The organism is Tardiphaga sp. (genome assembly GCF_041424195.1).
In the GTDB taxonomy this organism is placed as follows: Bacteria; Pseudomonadota; Alphaproteobacteria; order Rhizobiales; family Xanthobacteraceae; genus Tardiphaga.
Genome location: NZ_JBGMOE010000175.1, coordinates 15,592 through 33,877 on the forward strand (window position 1 = coordinate 15,592; position 18,286 = coordinate 33,877).

Genomic DNA, 18,286 nt, shown 5'->3' on the forward strand with positions numbered 1-18,286 from the left:
GGTAAAAGGAACCGCTGTGCCTACTGAAGACTCTCTCACGCGGACGGCCGACAAGACGGGTGTGATTAGTGCCATTATCGCCTCGTTCGGCTGTGCTGCGTGTTTTCCGGCTCTTGGCAGCCTCGGCGCCGGGATTGGGTTGAGCTTCCTAAGTCAGTTTGAAGGCCCCTTCATCCGATACATTCTGCCGCTCTCCGCTCTTGTCGTATTAGCGGCGAACCTCAGCAGCGGAATCCGCCATAAAACCTGGTTGCGCTTGGTCCCGGGTGTCATTGGCCCCGTGCTTGTCTTGATCGCCGCCCTGCTGATGTCGCTTCGCGGCGTTCGAGCGGAATGGGTGCTCTATGCAGGGCTGGTGTTGATGATCGGTGTCTCGATCCTTGATCTGGCTTCCCCTCCGGGGCGGCGGTTCAGCAATCCGATGCCACCGAGGAACGGATGACAACCGATATCGCCGAAGGCCGCCCCTCAGCACCGACTGCGCCGCCCGTCCGGAGTGTCGCAACGGTTGCGACAGCGTTGGGTCTGGGCGCGGTCACGGCCGCCGCGGCCTGTTGCGTCCTGCCCCTCGCGCTTGCCTCGCTCGGCGTAGGAGCTGGGCTAGCCGGTACCCTCGCAGGGCTGGCAAGCGTCCGTACGCCGCTTTTTGTGCTGAGTGCAGGTACGCTCGCAGTCGCCTGGATAATGTGGTGGCGAAAGCGCGAGACCGCTTGCGCGCGGGAGGAAGCCTGCGCTGCGGACGCCAAGCCTTACCGGTCTTTTAGCCTTCTGATCGCGGCAACGGTCCTAGTCAGCTTGGCGGTTATCTGGGGCTCGATCGAGCCTACGCTAATGAAGTGGATATTGTGATGCTGCTTACCTCTACGTTGACCTGTCCGAAATGCGGCCACCAATCGACCGACGCCATGCCAACGGACGCCTGTCAGTTCTTCTACGACTGCAAGGGGTGCGCCGCGGTACTCCGTCCTAATGCCGGGGACTGCTGCGTATATTGCTCATTTGGAGACGTGCCCTGTCCACCGATACAGGAAGCACGCGCGTCTGGATCAACCGCAAGCTGCTGCTCCTGAGCGGAACGATGCCGCGCGCTATTAGGGCTTAACGTCCCTAGCCTTTCCGGCTGATGAAAGGGATAGCCGCAGCTGTGATATCCACTATGCTGGATATGTGGAAAACGACTCAGCTATCGCTGCACTAGGTGCGCTTGCTCAAGGCACACGCCTCGACGTCTTTCGCCTGCTGGTGCGGCATGAGCCCGATGGCATGGCTGCGGGCGAAATCGCGCGCCAGCTCGACGTGCCGCAGAACACAATGTCGGCTCACCTCGGCATTCTGGCGCGCGCCGGCCTGGTGCGATCCGAGCGGCATAGCCGTTCGATCATCTATCGCGCCGATCTTGATGGCCTGCGTGGAGTTATGCTGTTCCTCGTCAAGGATTGCTGCGCCGGCAACGCAGAGCTGTGCGCGCCGCTCGTCGCCGAACTCGCTCCCTGTTGCTGAAAGGACGCCCTCATGGCCGTTGATATCGTCATTTATCACAACCCCGAGTGCGGCACGTCCCGCAACACCCTCGGCCTGATCCGCAATGCGGGGATCGAGCCGCACATCATCGAGTATCTGAAGACCCCGCCCGCGCGCGCGCTGCTCGTTGAGCTGATCGATCGCGCCGGCATCTCGCCGCGGGATCTGCTGCGCGAAAAGGGAACCCCCTATGCGGAGCTGGGTCTGGACGACACGTCGCTGTCTGACGACGCGCTGGTAGACGCAATGATGACACACCCGATCCTCATCAACCGCCCGCTGGTCATCTCGCCGCTTGGCGTGAAGCTCTGCCGGCCTTCGGAGGCAGTTCTTGATCTGCTACCAGCGGATCAGCTCGGAGCGTTCGCCAAGGAAGACGGCCAGCAAGTGGTTGGCCCATCGGGCCAGCGCGTCGCCTGATGCTCCTTGCCGTTCTGATCTTCGTCGCCACGATCGGGCTCGTCATCTGGCAACCCAAAGGTCTCGGCATCGGATGGAGCGCGATGGGCGGGGCCGTTGTAGCGCTGCTCGCGGGCGTCGTTACGCTGTCCGACGTGCCGGTGGTGTGGGGTATCGTCTGGAACGCGACCGCAGCATTCGTCGCGATCATCGTCATAAGCCTACTGCTCGATGAGGCCGGGTTTTTCGAATGGGCGGCATTGCACGTTGCACGCTGGGGCAGGGGGCACGGTCGCCGGCTGTTCGTCCTAATCGTCCTGCTGGGCGCGGCGGTGTCTGCCCTGTTCGCCAACGACGGCGCGGCGCTGATTCTGACGCCGATCGTCATCGCCATGCTGCGCGCGCTGGGCTTCAAGGACAAGGCGACGCTGGCGTTCGTCATGGCGGCCGGCTTTATCGCCGACACGGCAAGTTTGCCGCTGGTGGTCTCCAATCTCGTCAACATCGTGTCGGCTGACTTCTTCAAAGTCGGCTTCGGTGAATATGCCTCCGTGATGGTGCCGGTCGATCTGGTGTCGATCGCCGCCACGCTGGGCGCACTGATGCTGTTCTTCCGCCGTGACATTCCACAAGCCTATGATGTCGGAGCGCTACGCGCGCCCCATGAGGCTATTCATGATGCCGCAACCTTCCGCGCCGGATGGGTTGTCCTGGCGCTCCTGCTCGCCGGCTTCTTCCTGCTCGAGCCCCTCGGCGTGCCGGTAAGCGCAGTTGCCGCTGCCGGCGCGATCCTGCTGCTGGTGATCGCCGGGCGCGGCCATGTAATCGAGACACGGAAGGTATTGCGAGGCGCGCCATGGCAGGTCGTGATCTTCTCGCTCGGCATGTACCTGGTCGTCTACGGCCTGCGGAACGCCGGCCTGACCGATCACCTCGCCGCGCTGCTCGATCGCACGGCACAAGGCGGTGTGTGGGGTGCGGCCTTCGGAACGGGCATCATCGCGGCCATCCTCTCGTCGGTGATGAACAACATGCCGACCGTGCTGGTCGGGGCGCTGTCGATCGACGCGGCGCACGCGACCGGCGCGGTCAAGGAAGCAATGATCTACGCCAACGTAATCGGTTGCGACCTCGGCCCGAAGCTGACGCCGATCGGGTCACTCGCGACGTTGCTGTGGCTTCACGTTCTCGGTCAGAAGGGCGTGAGGATCGGATGGGGCTATTATTTCCGCGTCGGCGTCACGCTGACCGTGCCGGTACTGCTCATCACGCTCGGCGCCTTGGCATTGAGGATCACTCTCGGATGACAGCCCTGATCTACATCGCAGCGGCGCTTGCTGAAATTGGGGGATGCTTTGCCTTCTGGGCTTGGCTGCGCATGGGAAATTCACCCCTCTGGCTGGCGCCCGGCATAGCCTCCCTCGTCGTCTTTGCCTGGCTGCTGACCCGCGTGGACAGCGATGCGGCAGGGCGCGCCTACGCCGCTTATGGCGGCATCTACATCTGCGCCTCACTGCTTTGGTTGTGGAGCGTCGAGGGCGTTCGGCCCGACCGCTGGGACGTGGGTGGCGCGGCCCTATGTCTTATTGGAACCTGCGTGATCCTGCTCGCGCCGCGTGGTGCGTGACGCCGGCCCTATCTGACTTTGGAATGTTCAATGCCTCTTCGCGATCTATCCGAACCCGACCATCTGCCCGCACTCGATCCGGCCTATGCCCACCAGCGGCCTGCGCTTGGTCTCGGTCCGGCTGATCCCGCACCGCGTATCCTGCTGCTCTACGGGAGTTTGCGCGAGCGCTCTTTCTCGCGGCTATGCATCGAGGAAGCTGCGCGCCTTCTTCACTTTTTCGGGTGTGAGACGAGGATTTTCGATCCGTCGACGCTACCGTTGCCCGATCAAGTGGCGGGCGACGATCACCCGGCCGTTCATGAGTTGCGGCAGCTCTCTCTATGGTCGGAAGGACAGGTCTGGTGCAGCCCCGAGCGACACGGTCAAATCACGGGCATCATGAAAACACAGATCGACCATTTGCCCCTGAGCATGGGCGGCATGCGCCCTACGCAGGGGCGCACGCTGGCGGTGATGAAGGTGTCAGCGGGATCGCAGTCGTTCAACAGCGTCAACACACTGCGCGTGCTCGGCCGCTGGATGCGGATGTTCACCATGGGGTCGGTTCCGGCTAAGGGCGAAATGACACCCTAAGCGCCAGTGTCCTCCGGCCAGAGGTATTCGCCGGTGAGCAGGATGTGCGCCCACCCGAGCGGTGAGACATGGGCGAGCAGGTGGTCAGGCGTATCCAGACCTTCGCGTCGCCGGGCCTCAACGGCATGGCCGAGGTGCAGGGTGTTCCAGTAGACGATGATGGCGGTGAGCAGGTTCAGGCCCGCGATCCGGTAGTGCTGGCCTTCGCTGGTGCGGTCGCGGATTTCGCCTTGGCGGCCGATGCGCAGGGCGTTCTTCAGAGCATGGTGTGCCTCGCCCTTGTTGAGGCCGACCTGCGCGCGGCGCTGCATCCCGGTGTCGAGGATCCACTCGATGATGAACAGCGTGCGTTCGATCCGCCCGACCTCGCGCAGGGCTGCGGCCAGGTCGTTCTGGCGGGGATAGGCGGCGAGCTTGCGCAGGATGCGGCTTGGCGCGACCTGCCCGGCGCTCATGGTGGCGGCGCAGCGGAACAGGTCGGGCCAGTTGGCGACGACCAATGCCTCGCGCGCCTTGCCTCCCACCAGCGGGCGCAGTTCACCTGGCGTGGCGGCGGGCTCGAACACGTACAGCCGCTTGGACGGCAGGTCGCGGATGCGCAGCACGAGACGGTAGCCGAGCATCGCGCTGATCCCGAACAGGTGGTCGGTGAACCCGCCAGTGTCGGCATACTGCTCCTCGATCCGCCGCCCCGCTTCGTTCATCGTCAGACCGTCGAGCAGATAGGGTGCCTCGCTGACGGTCGCGGGGATAGGCTGTGACGCGAACGGCGCGAAGCGGTCGTTGACGTGGGTGTAGGCCTTGATGCCGGGATCGTTGCCGTAGCGGGCGTTGACCGTGTTCATCGCCTCGCCCTGCCGTGCGGCAGGATAGAACTGGCCATCGGCAGACGCGGTGGTGCCCATGCCCCAGACCCGCGCCATCGGCAGATCGCCCTGCGCCGCGACCACGACCGCCAACGCTTGGTCGATCGCCTCGCTCTCGACATGCCAGCGCGCGAGGCGGGAGAGTTGCCAATAATCATGAGTGTTGCACGCTTCGGCCATCTTGCGCAGCCCGAGGTTCAGCCCCTCGGCGAGCAGGACGTTGAGCAGGCCGATCCGGTCGCGGCACGGCACGCCTGTGCGCAAGTGGGTGAAGGCATCGGTGAAGCCGAGCGCGGCATCGACTTCGAGCAGCAGATCGGTGATGCGGACGGGCGGCAGGCGACGGTACAGATCGAGCACCAACTCCTCGATCCCGTCCGGCGGATCGGCGGTGAGACGGTCGATGCGCAGCGTGCCGTCCTCGATGCTGCCATGCGGGATCGTTCCGTTACGCGCGGCGCGACCGAGCCGGGCAAGGCCATCGGCAAGCCGCGCCTTGCGATCGGCGAGCCAGACATGCGGGTCGGGCGGCACCACCAGCTTCATGGTGCGCGCGACTGTCATCGGCACGAGGACATGTTGCAGGTCACCATAGCGGTGCGAGCGGTCGAGCCAGATGTCGCCCGAGCGCAGCGCGTCGCGCAGGTGGAACATCACCGCGACCTCTCGGAGATGCGTATCGTCACCGCCCTTTAACCGTAGCTGACGCCGCCATTTGGAATGCGGGCGCAGGAAGTCGTCGGTCGTCGGGAGTTCGCCCCTGGCGGCGATGGCCTTCACCGCGTCGAGCAGGGGGCGGGCGACCGGCGCGGCTGCGAGGTCGAGGCAGCGCAGCATACGTGGCGCATAGCGGCGGAAGCGGTGATAGCCCCGATCGACATGCGCCAGCGGATCGTCGCCCAGCGTGTCGGTCAGCGTCCTGGCCGTCGCAACGAGGCGGTCGAGCCGGTCCCAGCCCGCCGCGCGCGCGACCGCATCCTCCAGTGACGCGCCATCGCCATGCGCGTCGAGCAGAGATCGGCCGAGCGCGGCGAACCCGTCTAGCGTCGCGGTGACCGCGCCTCTGGTTTCCGCGGCACGCGCATCGTGCAACTGCTTCGCCTCGCGCCAGGTGCGGCCGACGATGCGGTCGTGCGTCTCGATTACCGCATCGGCGGTCGCGGCCGCCCATTCGATGACGCAGACCGCAAGGATGGTGCGGCGCCGATCGGCGTTCAGGTCGCGCAGGCCATCGGCGAAATAGCGTTCGCCCTGCCGACGCAGACGAGCGACGCGGTGCGGCGGGACGCCGGCGAGCAGGTCAGCGCCGAGGTTCATCGCGCGGAGAAACTCCAACCGGTCGAGCAGCCGGTTCGCCGCGGCGGAATTGTTGCCCGGCTCGATCCGGCGCAGCCAGATGAAGCGGCTGATCGCACCCGGCAGCATCTCGGTCGTCAGCCGGTCGAGCCGGGTGCAGGCGACGCGATCGAGCCGCGCGGCGATCCGCTTCTCGATACCGCGCTCGGCCGCGACCAGCGCGTCGGCGCACAGCCTTTCGATGGTGGTGATCGCCGGCAGGATGGTCATGGTGTCGCGGCAGCGGGCGATAAAGCGCCGGGCGAGATCGTCGTTGGAGCGCGCCTGTTCGGCTTCACCAAGCAGCCAGTCGCGGAACGCACGGGCCGGTGCGCCCTGACCGGGGAACGTCCTGTAGCCGTAGGTCCGGCGCAGCACCTCCATATGCTGCTGGCGGGTCTGACGACGGACGGCGTAGCGAACAAGCGTGTGGCCGGCGATGCCGAGTTGGGCACCAAGGAAGGTGGATACCGCCAGCGGGATCACCTCACCCGGTGCCAGCATCCGGCCGGGATAGCGCAGCGCACATAGTTGAAGCGCGAAGCCGATCCGGTTCTCCGGCCGGCGTCGCCGGTCTACATGAATCAGGTCGTCGTCGGCCAGAATGTAGTGCCGCAGCAGCGACGCCTCGTCGCTAGGCAGGTCGAGCAGTGCCGACCGCTGCCGGGCGCTCAGGATATGGCGGCGCGGCATGGCCCAGTGTCCCGGTTGAACAGAAGTCTGTTTTGGACAACACTGACCCCGCGCAAATCAAGGGTTTTCAAGGCCGGTTTCCGGGAAGGTTCAATTGGGACAACGCGCCGCCATCTACGCCCGGGTCTCGACCGCCGACCAGTCGTGCGAGCGGCAGTTGCGCGACCTTGCCGGTTTCGCCGAGCGGGGCGGCTATGAGGTGGTCGAGGTCTTCCGTGAAACCGCCTCGGGGATGAAGGCCAACCGATCGGCACGCGGCGAGGTCATGAAGCTGGCGCAGGCGCGCCACATCGATGCGATCCTCGTTACCGAGCTCAGCCGCTGGGGCCGCTCCACACAGGACCTACTCGATACGCTGAACCGGCTGTCGGGCTGGCGCGTATCGGTGGTCGCGATGAGCGGCATGACCTTCGAGGTCGACACGCCGCACGGTCGCATGATGGCGACAATGCTCGCTGGCATCGCGCAGTTCGAGCGCGACATGCTGAGCGAACGGGTTCGCTCCGGCCTCGCCGCGGCACGGGCGCGGGGCCGCAAGCTTGGCCGGCAGACCGGTGATCGCCCCAAGTCCGACCGGCTTGCCCCCAAGGTGCTGGCGCTCGTCGCCGAGGGCCGCAGCTATCGCTGGATCGCGCGCGACCTTGGCCTCAGCAAGAACACCGTCGCCGCGATCGTCGGACGGGCGCGAGTGAATGCGGTGCCTTATATCGACATCGCACATGAAACAGATTCCGCGGCCCAATTCGATTGAGAGGGCAGCGACGGATCGTTGCGAAGATCGTGCGCGCTGGATTACATAACCCAATGCTGTGGTGAGACTGGTCAGGATCAAAAAAACTGGCGCTGTTGGCAGCCATGTTGGTAGTAGCCGCCTTGCCGTGGCTCATGCTTGGATGGCTTCCACACGCATGGCGTGCCTTTATTGGTGGGACAGCCTTCCTCATGCTGCCCCAGATGTTTGGGTGGTTTCTCTTCGTAGGTCTGTACACCGGGCGAGTCCCTGCTCGCAGCGGATCAGAGCTTCGTAGCGTTTCGCCTATTTGGTTCTGGAGCATGGCCGCGATCTACCTCGCGCTTCTGATTGTCTTTGCGTGCATCATTGGCTCGTTCACCGTTAGCGTCTGGATGCACGGCTTTGACTGACGGCTAACGGGGTGCCCTTCAGCTTAGAGTGTCATTTCGCCCTCAGCCGGAACTGACCCCAATGATCGCTCGGACGCCTTGCACCGCGTGTCCCGCCGCCTCGTCTATTATCACCTTGCAACGCCCGACGGCTGCCAGGACGGTGACGGCGACATCGGTTGCATCCCACGTCCGCAGATCCCCCGCATATGCTGCGGTGCCCGTGACCTTCGTAGCCGCATCAATCCGCTGCATGACGCACGTATCCTTCATTAGGCCAATAGCTCTAACGGAGGCACTACATCGTTCATCAGCAATCGTACATACGTGTACGGAACCGGTTTTTGCTAATAGATAGGTTTATGTCCAGTCGGCAGCACCGCTTGCAAAGCACGTTACAGACGGTGAAATCGTGATCAGAACAGACGACAAAACCGGCTTATAGCTTTTTAAACAGCCACGAACGGTTGTGACACCGCAAGGGCAAACAGTTCGATCGCCAACGCCACCCCATCGCGGTTACCGCAGACCCGCGTTCCAACCTGCTTCATGCGCTTCATGACCCGCCTTCGTCGCCCGAAATCCTACGGTGTCGTAAGTCTCGCATGTGGCAGGCTCGATCCATCCCTTTGCGACCAGCGCCGCCTCGGTGACAGCCCCGACGCCCGGCCATTGCCCCCGGTCCTCCACATCACCGAAGCAAAGCGCCTTCAGAACCTTGAACTCGCGCCGTGAAGGCAGGTCCGTCATCATATCCTCCTAATTGCGCCAAGCCTGCCGCAGCTCCTGATCGAACCAGTTCTCGGCGTCCTCCAGGGGACCCAGCGTCGAGCGAAATTGGAAATAGGCCGCACCACCTCGACCCAAAACCCAGTGATGGAATGCGCTGAAGGAGGGCATCTCGGCCGAGCCGGGTTGCACTCCGTGCGCAGCGGCCCAGTCGTGCGTGAGCTGCCGAATAGCGCGCTCCGCTTCCGGTCGTTTCACCAGTCCCGGTTTACCTCTCATCGGCGCGCTCCCCGCCAGCCTTACGGATCGTCACGCCATTATGCCCGCAGTCGATCCCGAAGACGACGGAATCGGCCAAGTCGTCGTCCAAATGCAGCGCACGGGCTATTTCCACCGTCAGGAACTCGCGCGCGCTACCGGCCGGCTCAACTTCCATCGCCTGGTTCAAATACCGTTCGATCGCTTGCGCGGCATCGTTGAAGCTTTCCTGCTTTCGTCGGCGCGCATCATTTCGTCCACTGTACGGGTCACGCGGGACACGGACGGGATAGGTCTTCATCGTGCTTTGCCTCCACGTCGATCACTACGGCATCGGCAAGCCAGACGAATAGCGTGATTGATGCGGCAAAGAGCGATGCCGATCTTAGTCACGTCGTCGTCGGCCGCGCGGTTGCAGCCATGGACGATATCGAACGTTCATCAACGGAGATCAGCGAAATCATCTCGGTAATTGACGGCATCGCTTTTCAAACGAACCTGCTTGCCCTCAATGCCGGTGTTGAGGCTGCACGAGCAGGCGATGCGGGCAAAGGTTTCGCGGTGGTCGCATCCGAGGTCCGGGCGCTCGCACAACGCTCCGCCGATGCGGCCAGCGATGTCAAGACCAGGATTACTGTGAGTTCGAAGCAGGTAAATGCAGGCGTCGCTGCCGTTAGTGAGATGCGCGAGGTTCTCGACCGGATCGTCGCCCGGATTGCCGAAATAAGCAAATTGGCGCAGGCCATTGCCTCCTCGTCCGAACAGCAGTCCCTTGGACTATCGCAGGTGAACGTCGCGGTATGGGAAATGGACACGGCTACCCAACAGAATGCTGCGATGGTCGAGGAGAGTACTGCAGCAGCTCCAGGTCTTGCGCAGAAATCCGAACAACTTATTGGTTTGATTTCGGCCTTTCGACTTGTCGCGAGTGCTTCACGCTCAACAGAATTGAAGCCACGCGCGATTGTCCCTGCCGGGCTACGCATGGCATCCTAGCTGGCTTGCGAAAATGATCATGAAAAAGGCTCTGGGCTTTTGCCATACCCTTGTATGGAACTGGTACTTTCGCTCGCCAAAGCGAAGATGCATCAACGATATGAATCGTCCAGGTTAGCGCATACGACCAGCCTATCTCACGGGCACCGTTATCCTTCGGGTCCGTCAGTCGGCCTTTGTAGTTTGCCGGGACGAGAACCGGGACGGCGCGCATCACTTCCTTCCGCAGCTTCGATGGCGGTTTGCAGATAGCAGGCAGTGGTTGTGCCACTACCGCCTGTCTGGTCCAGTATCGCCAGCGCGCGCTGCATGAGGGAGAGGGCCGTTTCGGCTTCCACAATTATTCTCCAGCGATCTGGGTGACGTCGGGCTCACAGCCCGATGCGGCCCTTGATGTCGAACGCTTGCCTCGCCCAATTCCGAGCTGGCGTCGCCGACGAGACCGTCAGCGCTCCCATCTCTCGGGCGATCGGCAGCAGATGGCGTTCCTCGTGATCGATCCGCGCCAGAAAGGCGCGGACGACGGTCTGCGCCGAACGCGTATAATCCGGCCATGACGTTGCGGTAATCTCGGTCGGCCATCGCTGCATGTGGTCGCGGTAAGCCACGAAACATTGTTCCATCGCCGCGATTGAGGCGGCAAATTTATCCTTGATCGCCGGCGTCGAGTTACGCTCGAAATGGCCGTAGAGGTAGCGTTCCTTGAAGGTCAGCGACTGGATCAATTCGCTGGCGAACGACCATCTCGCTCGCGCGAGCTCGGTCATATCCGCGAGCTGGCGAGTGTCGAGTAACGCCAGCAATTGCTCGGCCGCCGCACGCACCTTGGCATGACCCCGCTGGATATCGTCGTGCGCCTTGCCTGGCATTGCAACGTCCTTGCATCGCTGAGTGTCGTCAGAACCCGACGATGAGGTCGCCGCCGAAAATGAACTGATCGCGGTCGGTGAGCTGGTTGTACGGCCGCGTGCCGTTCAAGGAGCGTTCGTAGCGGACCTCGGGCCGGATCGTGACGGCGACACTCTTGCCGTTAAGCTGCGTCGGCTTCCAAGCCAGCCCTGCCGCGATCTCGCCGTAGGTGGTGGGCGGAGCAACGACGAAAATATCAGGTTTGCCGATGATGCCATTGGTGAAAGCGGTATCCGACCCAAAGCCGACCGCAAAGGCGCCCTGCGAGTCGCGCATCACCTCGGCGCGCATGTTGAACGTCACCGCGTCGCTCTGCTTGTGCATGACATAGCCGGCAAACCCGAAAGCGCTGGCATCCAGTCCGTCGTCGCGGATGTAATTGGCCTCGCCGACCAGCGTCGTGCGGTCCGACGCCTTGAAGGTCGCGGTGATGTCGTTCCAGTAGCGCTGCTTGCGGTTGGCGTTTGCGAAGACGCGCAGCGAGTTCTCCGGTCCAATTCGGGTCATGGCAAGGATCGTCAGTCGATCGTTCAGCAGATGGTTTAGTCCGATCCCCAAATAGCCCGCTGGCTCGCCGTTGTTGTCGGATTTGCCCGGCAGCACCTCGTTGCCGGCGTCGATGCCGGCATAGATGTCGAGGGTGTTGTTGACGTGCGCGGTCGCGATTACGCCGACCGTCTGGAACGGCACCATGAAATTGGTGATGTACGACAGCGTATAGAGCGGGCGGGTGGCAGGGTCGGTGCCCTCGAAGCCCATCGCGCCGGGAGCGAGGCCGATCTTGAAGTCGATCCCGCCGGAGGTGAGGACGGGGGCATGGACGACGACGTTGGCCTGCGTGAGGACAACCTGATATCGGCCCTTGAAGGTACCATCGAGCAATCCGATCGTCGGCGTATAGCGTGCATCGGTGCCGAACAGCCCCTGCAGGTTGAAGCCGACGTCCCAATCGGGGCCGGTGCCGACCGGCCGGGCAATGGTGGCGAGCGCCTGGTTGAACAGCGGACGGTTGGCGCGGTCACTGAATTCATGGCCGAAGTTAAGGTGGTCGCCGGGATTGGCGGGGTTGAACGCGACGCTGCCCTCGAACTGGAGCGCGTAGCTGATCGTGTCACTCCAGCCTTGCGCAGGCGCGGCTGTTGTAGTCGGTGCCGTCTCGGCAGGGGCGGCCGGCTTCTCGGCGCCTCGGTCCTCCTGCACTGGCGGGGTCGTGGTCGCCGTCTGGGCCGCGACCGGCGACGATGCCGATGCGAGTACTGCCAGCAGATAGCGTGTCCTGCGTCGTGATGTCGCCATGTCCCTGTTCCCCTCCTTTAAATCAATCGCCGGCCCTTCGCCGGTCATGAGAAGAGGCGGCGGGATGACCCGCCGCCTCGAAGCCCTGTCAGCGCATGGCCACGACAGGCTCGCTTTTGCCCTTGGTGCGCAGCAGCAGTGACAGGCCGACGGCCACCACCATGATCGCGATGAACAGGCCGGCGATCTGGAGGTTGTAGTAGACCAGCGCGACCAGCGAGATGCCCGCCATGATCAGCGCGAACGCCGGTGCGAACGGAAAGGCGGGCGCCAAGTAAGGACGCATCAGGTTCGGCTCGATCTTGCGAAGCCGGAACAGCGAGGCCATCGACATGATGTACATGGTCAGGGCGCCGAATACCGCCAGGGTAACGATGCTCGCCGTCAGCGAGGCACCGCCGATGCTGACGAGATTATCGCTGTAGATCGCGGCGATACCGATGACGCCGCCCGCGATCGTGGCGATATGCGGTGTGCGGAAGCGCGGGTGAACGCGGGCGAATACCTCGGGCAGGAAACCAGCGCGCGCTAGCGCGAAGATCTGGCGCGCATAGCCCATGATGATGCCGTGGAACGAGGCGACCAGACCGAACAGACCGAGCCAGACCAGCATGTGGAGCCAGCCGCTCGATGATCCGACCGCACGCTTCATCGCCTGCGGCAGTGGATCGTTGAGGTTGCTGAGCCCGGCCCAGTCACCCGAACCGCCGGCGAGGATCATGACGCCGAAGGCGAGGACGGTGAGCGTGAGGATGCCGGTGATATAGGCGCGCGGGATCGTGCGCTTGGGGTCCTTGGCCTCTTCGGCCGCCATGGCGACGCCTTCGATCGCGAGGAAGAACCAGATGGCGAACGGGATGGCGGCGAAGATGCCGCCGAACGAGGTCAGCGTGAAGCTGTCCTGGCCCGCCCAGCCACCGGCCGAGAAATTGCTCCAGCTGAACACGGGTGCGACGACACCCATGAAGACGAGGAGCTCGCCGACCGCGAGCAGCGTCACCAGCAGCTCGAATGTCGCCGCGATCTGCACGCCAACGATGTTGAGCGTCATGAAGACGATGTAGGCGCCGAGCGCTGCCGTCTTGGGGTTCAGGGTGGGATATTGGACGTTGAGATAGGCCCCGATCGCCAGCGCAATGGCGGGAGGGGCAAAGACGAATTCGATCAGCGTCGCAAAGCCTGCGACCGCACCGCCGATCGGGCCATAGGCCCGCCGGGCATAGGCAAAGGGACCGCCCGCTTGCGGGATTGCGGTGGTCAGCTCGGTGAAGGAAAAGATGAAGGCAACGTACATCGCCGCCACGCACACCGTCGTGATGAGGAAGCCGAGCGTGCCGGCCTGCGCCCAGCCGTAGCTCCACCCGAAATATTCGCCCGAGATTACCAGCCCGACGGCAATCCCCCATAAGTGGAACGTGTTCAGCGTCTGTTTGAGATGCGGTTCGCCCGATGGTGTCATGCTCGCCCCCTTTGGTGTGGTTTTATGATGTCGGCAGTTGCGGTTGAGCGCCGGGTCCGGTGACGGCCGCGGGCAGATCGTCCTTGAGGTCGACGCCCGAGAGCTGGCGGCGCAGTGCCTCGCGGACCAGCCAGGACAGGGTGCGCGCCGCACCCTCGTAGGTCAGCCCACCGTGATCATGGACGTTGGAGATGCAGTTGCGCTCGGAATCGCGCCGTCCGGGCCGTGGCCCGAAGGTCAGATAAAGGCCGAGGCTGTCAGAGACGGTGAGACCCGGGCGCTCGCCGACGAGCACGACGCTGACCTGTGCTTTGAGCATCGCGCCGATCGGATCGCCGATCGCGACGCGCGCCTGGGAGGCGATCACGACGGGTCCGATCGCGAACTCGGCGAGCGCGGCCCGGCAGGCGTGAATGACGGGGGCGGCATGGCGCTGGATCGCGGTCGCGGACAGGCCATCTGCGATGACGAAGACGATGTCGCATGTCTCGCTCGCCTCAGGCAGGTCGCAGTCGGGCGACAGGATGCGACCGAGGTCGGGGCGGCGAAGATAGGTCGAGCGGTCGGTCGCCGCGCTCGCCACACGCAGCAACGGCAACGGCGCGAGCTGGTCTTCGAGTGCCGGGATATCGAGCGGCGTGTGGACAGCGTCGCGTGCCGTCGCATGGGCAAACTGGAAGTCGAGTACCTCGCCTAAGGGGATGGCGTTGCCGGCGCGGCCGAGACCGATCCGCGCTGCGGTCGCCTGCCGGAGCGCCGACCAGATGTCGCGGTCGGGGGCCGATGCGGCATCGGCCGACGGCGAAACCGACTGGTCCGACGGATCACGGGCGCTCATGCGCTCAACCGCTCCTGCTGGATGAGGCTGGCAAGCCGCGCCTGGGGGCTCGACAGGGGACGGATGCCGCCATCGCGCTCGACCATACCCATCTGTTCGAGCCAAGCCTCGAACTCGGGCGCGGCGCGCACGCCCAGCACCGAACGCAGGTAAAGGACGTCGTGGAAGGCGAGGCTCTGATAGTTGAGCATGATGTCGTCCGAACCCGGGACGGCGATCAGGAAGGTACAGCCGGCATTGGTCAGCAAGGTCATCAGGACGTCCATGTCGTCCTGATCGGCTTCGGCATGGTTGGTGTAGCAGACGTCACAACCCATCGGGAGCCCGAGAATCTTGCCACAGAAATGATCCTCGAGGCCGGCGCGGATGATCTGCTTGCCATCGTAGAGATATTCCGGGCCGATGAAGCCGACGACGGTGTTGACGAGAAGCGGCTTGAAGGGCCGCGCGACCGCATAGGCCCGCGTCTCCATCGTCTGCTGGTCGACGTCGTGATGGGCGTTGGCCGAAAGCGCGGCGCCTTGTCCCGTCTCGAAATACATGACGTTCTGTCCGACCGTGCCACGTCCGAGAGACAGGGCCGCGTCATAAGCCTCGCGGATGACTGCGAGGTCGACGCCGAAACCGCGGTTGGCCGCCTCGCTGCCCGCGATCGACTGGAAGACGAGGTCGACCGGCGCGCCGCGCTCGACGATCTCGATGGCGTTGGTGATGTGGGTGAGGACACAGGTCTGCGTTGGGATCGCATAACGCTCGCGCAGTTCGTCGAGCATCTTCATCAGATCGATGGCGTTGGGGACGTTGTCGGTCGCAGGGTTGATGCCGATCGTGGCGTCGCCGACGCCGTAGAGCAGCCCGTCGAGCGTGCCGGCCGCGATGCCGCGCAGATCGTCGGTCGGGTGGTTTGGCTGGAGCCGCGTCGACAGCCGGCCGGGCAGGCCGACGGTAGTGCGGAAGGCCGCGACCACCTCGACCTTTCGCCCGACCGCGATCAGGTCCTGGTTGCGCATCAGCTTGGAAACGCCCGCCACCATCTCGGGTGTCAGTCCGGGCGAAACGCGAGCGATGGCGGGGCCGTCGCTCGCGAGCAGCCAGTCCCGCAGGCCCCCGATCGTCAGGTGCGAGATTTCGGCGAAGGCTTCGACGTCGTGGCTGTCGATGATGAGGCGGGTGACCTCGTCGTGCTCATAGGGAACTAGCACTTCGGTCAGGAACTGGCGCAAGGGAATATCGGCGAGAACCCGGCGCGCGGCGATCCGCTCGGCTGCGCTCGCTGCCACCAGGCCGGCAAGCTCGTCGCCCGACCGGTATGGCGAGGCACATGCAAGGACGTGCTTCAGGTCCCTGAAGACGTACCGATTGGTCCCGAGGTCGCATCGATACAGCAAGCATTCTCTCCTGGTCTATTATCTCGTCAAGCATATCGCTGCGCCTGACCGCAGACCGAATGATGAACCGGTGTAGACCTTAGCGCACTGTCGTATGACCGTGTCTGGCAATCGGCCATTGCCCTTTGGTACAATAGCTGTGCGACCGATAACGGTGGCAACTGCCCATCTATAAGGCACCTGTCTTTTTATCAGGCAATAATCAGGAGAGTATGTCGTGCTGGATGAAGCGTTGCAGAAGCTGCGGTCCGAGCATTCGCTCCGCGAGAGCTACGACAATTACATCGGCGGTGAGTGGGTCGCCCCGGTCAAGGGGCAGTATTTCGACAATCCCTCGCCGATCACCGGCAAGACGGTGTGCCAAACCGCTCGTGGCACCGCCGAGGATATCGAACTGGCGCTCGACGCGGCGCACGCCGCGCGCGAGGCCTGGGGCAAGACGAGTCCGGCAGAGCGCGCCAACATCCTCAACAAGATCGCCGATCGCATGGAGGCCAGGCTCGATCTCCTCGCGCTTGTCGAGACCATCGACAACGGCAAGCCGATCCGCGAGACGACAAACGCCGATATCCCGCTCGCCATCGACCACTTCCGGTATTTCGCCGGGTGCGTACGCGCGCAGGAAGGCGGCATCTCCGAGATCGACCACGACACGATCGCCTATCACTTCCACGAACCGCTCGGCGTCGTCGGGCAAATCATCCCGTGGAATTTTCCGATCCTGATGGCGGTATGGAAGTTGGCGCCGGCGCTGGGGGCGGGCAATTGCGTCGTCCTCAAACCCGCCGAGCAAACGCCGCTATCGATCATGGTGTTGATGGAGGTGATCGGCGACCTGCTGCCACCAGGCGTCCTCAACGTCGTCAACGGCTTCGGCGTCGAGGCGGGCAAGCCGCTCGCGCAGAACAAGCGCATCGCCAAGATCGCGTTCACCGGCGAGACGACGACCGGCCGGCTCATCATGCAATATGCGACCGAGAACCTCATTCCGGTGACGCTGGAGCTGGGCGGCAAGTCGCCCAACATCTTCTTCGCCGACGTGATGGATCAGGACGACGATTTCCTTGACAAGGCGCTAGAGGGCTTTGCGATGTTCGCGCTCAACCAGGGCGAAATCTGCACGTGTCCGAGCCGTGCGCTTATCCACGAGTCGATCTACGAGCGCTTCATCGAACGCGCGATCGCACGCGTCGAGAAGATCAAGCTGGGCTCGCCGCTCGATCCCGCGACGATGATCGGCGCGCAGGCATCGAACGATCAGCTCGAGAAGATCCTCAGCTACATCGACATCGGCAAGGCCGAGGGCGCGAAGATCCTCACCGGTGGCGAACGGGTCGCTCACGAAGGCGAGGGTGCCGAGGGCTATTACGTCCAGCCGACGATCATCGAGGGCAACAACCGGATGCGGGTCTTCCAGGAAGAGATTTTCGGCCCTGTGGTCGCGGTCACGACCTTCAAGGACGAGGCCGACGCGCTCGCGATCGCTAACGACACGCTCTACGGTTTGGGTGCAGGCGTGTGGTCGCGCAACGGCACGACCGCGTATCGGATGGGCCGGGGGATTCAGGCGGGCCGCGTCTGGACTAACTGCTACCACCTCTATCCCGCGCACGCGGCATTCGGTGGCTACAAGCAGTCGGGTATCGGCCGCGAGAATCACAAGATGATGCTCGATCACTATCAGCAGACCAAGAATCTGCTGGTCAGCTACAGTGCGAAGCCGCTCGGCTTCTTCTAAAGAATCCGACAGGCGGGTAGCCGCAGGGGATGGGATGACCTGCTCGAATGTCGGTGCGGCGGACTCAACAGGGTCCGCCGCCTTTTTTCTCTTCGAGAAGGTGTGAAAGCAATGGAGCCTCCGCCCCGTATCCGATCGACGGCTGCGGCCGATGCGCTGATCGCCAGCCTCGAGCGCCAGCATGGTCCACTTATGTTTCACCAGTCGGGTGGTTGCTGCGATGGCTCGGCACCGATGTGCTATCCGGCCGGTGAATTTCGGGTCGGCGGACAGGACATCCTGCTCGGTCATATCGCCGACGGTGTGCCCGTCTGGATCGGTGCCGCGCAGTTCGACTATTGGCGGCACACGCAGGTCACGATCGACGTCGTACCGGGGCGTGGCGCGGGCTTCTCGCTGGAGGGCCCGGAAGGGGTGCGCTTCATCATCCGCAGCCGGATCTTCGACGATGCCGAAGTTGACACGCTCGATGCGGCAGGGCCGCCGACACGCGGCGGCTGAGCAGCGTGACCTTGCATGGGCATCCTGCCATGATG

Annotated in this window: 19 protein-coding genes and 1 pseudogene; 11 read left to right on the forward strand and 9 right to left on the reverse strand. The window is 63.7% G+C overall.

Annotation, left to right across the window (positions count from 1 at the left end; translation table 11 throughout):
* Positions 1–16: 16 nt before the first annotated feature.
* The 7 genes and pseudogenes from merC to ACEK02_RS23865 form a co-directional block, all read left to right on the forward strand.
* Complete coding sequence (gene merC, locus ACEK02_RS23835; protein WP_371424001.1) at positions 17–442, forward strand: organomercurial transporter MerC; 426 nt, start codon at positions 17–19, stop codon at positions 440–442.
* A gap of 406 nt (positions 443–848) precedes the next feature.
* The gene (locus ACEK02_RS23840; protein WP_371424002.1) at positions 849–1,070 is read left to right on the forward strand and encodes a GDCCVxC domain-containing (seleno)protein; all 222 of its coding nucleotides are present in this window, start codon (positions 849–851) and stop codon (positions 1,068–1,070) included.
* Between the two features lie 97 nt (positions 1,071–1,167).
* Positions 1,168–1,500 (forward strand): ArsR/SmtB family transcription factor, encoded by a 333-nt coding sequence (locus ACEK02_RS23845; protein ID WP_371424003.1) that lies wholly within the window; start codon positions 1,168–1,170, stop codon positions 1,498–1,500.
* Between the two features lie 12 nt (positions 1,501–1,512).
* Positions 1,513–1,941, forward strand: coding sequence for an arsenate reductase (glutaredoxin) (gene arsC, locus ACEK02_RS23850; protein WP_371424004.1), 429 nt, complete (start codon positions 1,513–1,515; stop codon positions 1,939–1,941).
* Positions 1,941–3,227 carry an arsenic transporter gene (locus tag ACEK02_RS23855; RefSeq protein ID WP_371424005.1) on the forward strand — a complete coding sequence of 429 codons (1,287 nt, stop codon included), beginning with the start codon at positions 1,941–1,943 and terminating at the stop codon, positions 3,225–3,227. The genes arsC and ACEK02_RS23855 overlap by 1 nt, the downstream gene beginning before the upstream one ends.
* Positions 3,224–3,547, forward strand: a complete 324-nt coding sequence (locus ACEK02_RS23860; protein WP_371424006.1) for a YnfA family protein — start codon at positions 3,224–3,226, stop codon at positions 3,545–3,547. The genes ACEK02_RS23855 and ACEK02_RS23860 overlap by 4 nt, the downstream gene beginning before the upstream one ends.
* A 30-nt stretch (positions 3,548–3,577) precedes the next feature.
* Positions 3,578–4,087, forward strand: a pseudogene (locus ACEK02_RS23865) (NAD(P)H-dependent oxidoreductase); the annotation flags it as partial.
* A gap of 32 nt (positions 4,088–4,119) precedes the next feature.
* Here ACEK02_RS23865 and ACEK02_RS23870 read toward each other — a convergent pair.
* Complete coding sequence (locus ACEK02_RS23870) at positions 4,120–7,017, reverse strand: Tn3 family transposase (protein ID WP_371424007.1); 2,898 nt, start codon at positions 7,015–7,017, stop codon at positions 4,120–4,122.
* Positions 7,018–7,111: 94 nt separating this feature from the next.
* Between ACEK02_RS23870 and ACEK02_RS23875 the strand changes: the two genes are divergently transcribed.
* The gene (locus ACEK02_RS23875; protein WP_371424008.1) at positions 7,112–7,768 is read left to right on the forward strand and encodes a recombinase family protein; all 657 of its coding nucleotides are present in this window, start codon (positions 7,112–7,114) and stop codon (positions 7,766–7,768) included.
* A gap of 890 nt (positions 7,769–8,658) precedes the next feature.
* Here the strand turns inward: ACEK02_RS23875 and ACEK02_RS23880 are convergent.
* Genes ACEK02_RS23880 through ACEK02_RS23890 form a run of 3 tightly spaced genes read right to left on the reverse strand, consistent with a single transcriptional unit; the run spans position 8,659 to position 9,427 of the window.
* A complete protein-coding gene (locus tag ACEK02_RS23880; RefSeq protein ID WP_371424009.1) occupies positions 8,659–8,889 on the reverse strand; it encodes a hypothetical protein in 231 nt (76 codons plus the stop codon).
* Positions 8,890–8,898: 9 nt separating this feature from the next.
* Positions 8,899–9,147, reverse strand: a complete 249-nt coding sequence (locus ACEK02_RS23885) for a hypothetical protein (protein ID WP_371424010.1) — start codon at positions 9,145–9,147, stop codon at positions 8,899–8,901.
* Positions 9,137–9,427, reverse strand: a complete 291-nt coding sequence (locus ACEK02_RS23890; protein WP_371424011.1) for a hypothetical protein — start codon at positions 9,425–9,427, stop codon at positions 9,137–9,139. The genes ACEK02_RS23885 and ACEK02_RS23890 overlap by 11 nt, the downstream gene beginning before the upstream one ends.
* Positions 9,428–9,480: 53 nt before the next feature.
* Here ACEK02_RS23890 and ACEK02_RS23895 point away from each other — a divergent pair, with 53 nt between their 5' ends.
* Entirely contained in the window at positions 9,481–10,122 is a 642-nt protein-coding gene (locus ACEK02_RS23895; protein ID WP_371424012.1) for a methyl-accepting chemotaxis protein, read from the forward strand.
* Between the two features lie 371 nt (positions 10,123–10,493).
* Here the strand turns inward: ACEK02_RS23895 and ACEK02_RS23900 are convergent, their stop codons facing one another.
* The 5 genes from ACEK02_RS23900 to ACEK02_RS23920 all read right to left on the reverse strand — a co-directional run bounded on the left by ACEK02_RS23900 (position 10,494) and on the right by ACEK02_RS23920 (position 16,012).
* The gene (locus ACEK02_RS23900) at positions 10,494–10,991 is read right to left on the reverse strand and encodes a hemerythrin domain-containing protein (RefSeq protein ID WP_371424013.1); all 498 of its coding nucleotides are present in this window, start codon (positions 10,989–10,991) and stop codon (positions 10,494–10,496) included.
* Positions 10,992–11,019: 28 nt separating this feature from the next.
* Positions 11,020–12,327 (reverse strand): outer membrane beta-barrel protein, encoded by a 1,308-nt coding sequence (locus tag ACEK02_RS23905; RefSeq protein ID WP_371424014.1) that lies wholly within the window; start codon positions 12,325–12,327, stop codon positions 11,020–11,022.
* Between the two features lie 88 nt (positions 12,328–12,415).
* Positions 12,416–13,786, reverse strand: coding sequence for an ethanolamine permease (eat, locus tag ACEK02_RS23910; protein ID WP_371424015.1), 1,371 nt, complete (start codon positions 13,784–13,786; stop codon positions 12,416–12,418).
* A 22-nt stretch (positions 13,787–13,808) separates the two neighbouring features.
* Entirely contained in the window at positions 13,809–14,624 is an 816-nt protein-coding gene (gene eutC / locus ACEK02_RS23915; RefSeq protein ID WP_371424016.1) for an ethanolamine ammonia-lyase subunit EutC, read from the reverse strand.
* Positions 14,621–16,012, reverse strand: coding sequence for an ethanolamine ammonia-lyase subunit EutB (locus ACEK02_RS23920; RefSeq protein ID WP_371424017.1), 1,392 nt, complete (start codon positions 16,010–16,012; stop codon positions 14,621–14,623). Before ACEK02_RS23920 ends, eutC begins: the two co-directional genes overlap by 4 nt.
* A gap of 217 nt (positions 16,013–16,229) precedes the next feature.
* On the opposite strand from ACEK02_RS23920, the gene adh reads away from it, so the two are divergent.
* Positions 16,230–17,750 carry an aldehyde dehydrogenase gene (adh, locus tag ACEK02_RS23925; protein ID WP_371424018.1) on the forward strand — a complete coding sequence of 507 codons (1,521 nt, stop codon included), beginning with the start codon at positions 16,230–16,232 and terminating at the stop codon, positions 17,748–17,750.
* Positions 17,751–17,861: 111 nt separating this feature from the next.
* On the forward strand, positions 17,862–18,251 hold the full coding sequence (locus ACEK02_RS23930) for a DUF779 domain-containing protein (protein WP_371424019.1): 390 nt from the start codon (positions 17,862–17,864) through the stop codon (positions 18,249–18,251).
* Positions 18,252–18,286: the final 35 nt, after the last annotated feature.

Excerpts from the sequence above, each read along its gene's own strand:
- ACEK02_RS23930 (WP_371424019.1), top strand. The coding sequence starts at position 17,862 with ATGGAGCCTCCGCCCCGTATCCGATCGACGGCTGCGGCCGATGCGCTG.
- ACEK02_RS23840 (WP_371424002.1), top strand. The coding sequence starts at position 849 with ATGCTGCTTACCTCTACGTTGACCTGTCCGAAATGCGGCCACCAATCG.
- ACEK02_RS23885 (WP_371424010.1), bottom strand. The coding sequence starts at position 9,147 with ATGAGAGGTAAACCGGGACTGGTGAAACGACCGGAAGCGGAGCGCGCT.
- eutC (WP_371424016.1), bottom strand. The coding sequence starts at position 14,624 with ATGAGCGCCCGTGATCCGTCGGACCAGTCGGTTTCGCCGTCGGCCGAT.
- ACEK02_RS23880 (WP_371424009.1), bottom strand. The coding sequence starts at position 8,889 with ATGACGGACCTGCCTTCACGGCGCGAGTTCAAGGTTCTGAAGGCGCTT.
- ACEK02_RS23900 (WP_371424013.1), bottom strand. The coding sequence starts at position 10,991 with ATGCCAGGCAAGGCGCACGACGATATCCAGCGGGGTCATGCCAAGGTG.
- eat (WP_371424015.1), bottom strand. The coding sequence starts at position 13,786 with ATGACACCATCGGGCGAACCGCATCTCAAACAGACGCTGAACACGTTC.
- ACEK02_RS23870 (WP_371424007.1), bottom strand. The coding sequence starts at position 7,017 with ATGCCGCGCCGCCATATCCTGAGCGCCCGGCAGCGGTCGGCACTGCTC.
- ACEK02_RS23855 (WP_371424005.1), top strand. The coding sequence starts at position 1,941 with ATGCTCCTTGCCGTTCTGATCTTCGTCGCCACGATCGGGCTCGTCATC.
- ACEK02_RS23890 (WP_371424011.1), bottom strand. The coding sequence starts at position 9,427 with ATGAAGACCTATCCCGTCCGTGTCCCGCGTGACCCGTACAGTGGACGA.
- ACEK02_RS23860 (WP_371424006.1), top strand. The coding sequence starts at position 3,224 with ATGACAGCCCTGATCTACATCGCAGCGGCGCTTGCTGAAATTGGGGGA.
- arsC (WP_371424004.1), top strand. The coding sequence starts at position 1,513 with ATGGCCGTTGATATCGTCATTTATCACAACCCCGAGTGCGGCACGTCC.
- ACEK02_RS23905 (WP_371424014.1), bottom strand. The coding sequence starts at position 12,327 with ATGGCGACATCACGACGCAGGACACGCTATCTGCTGGCAGTACTCGCA.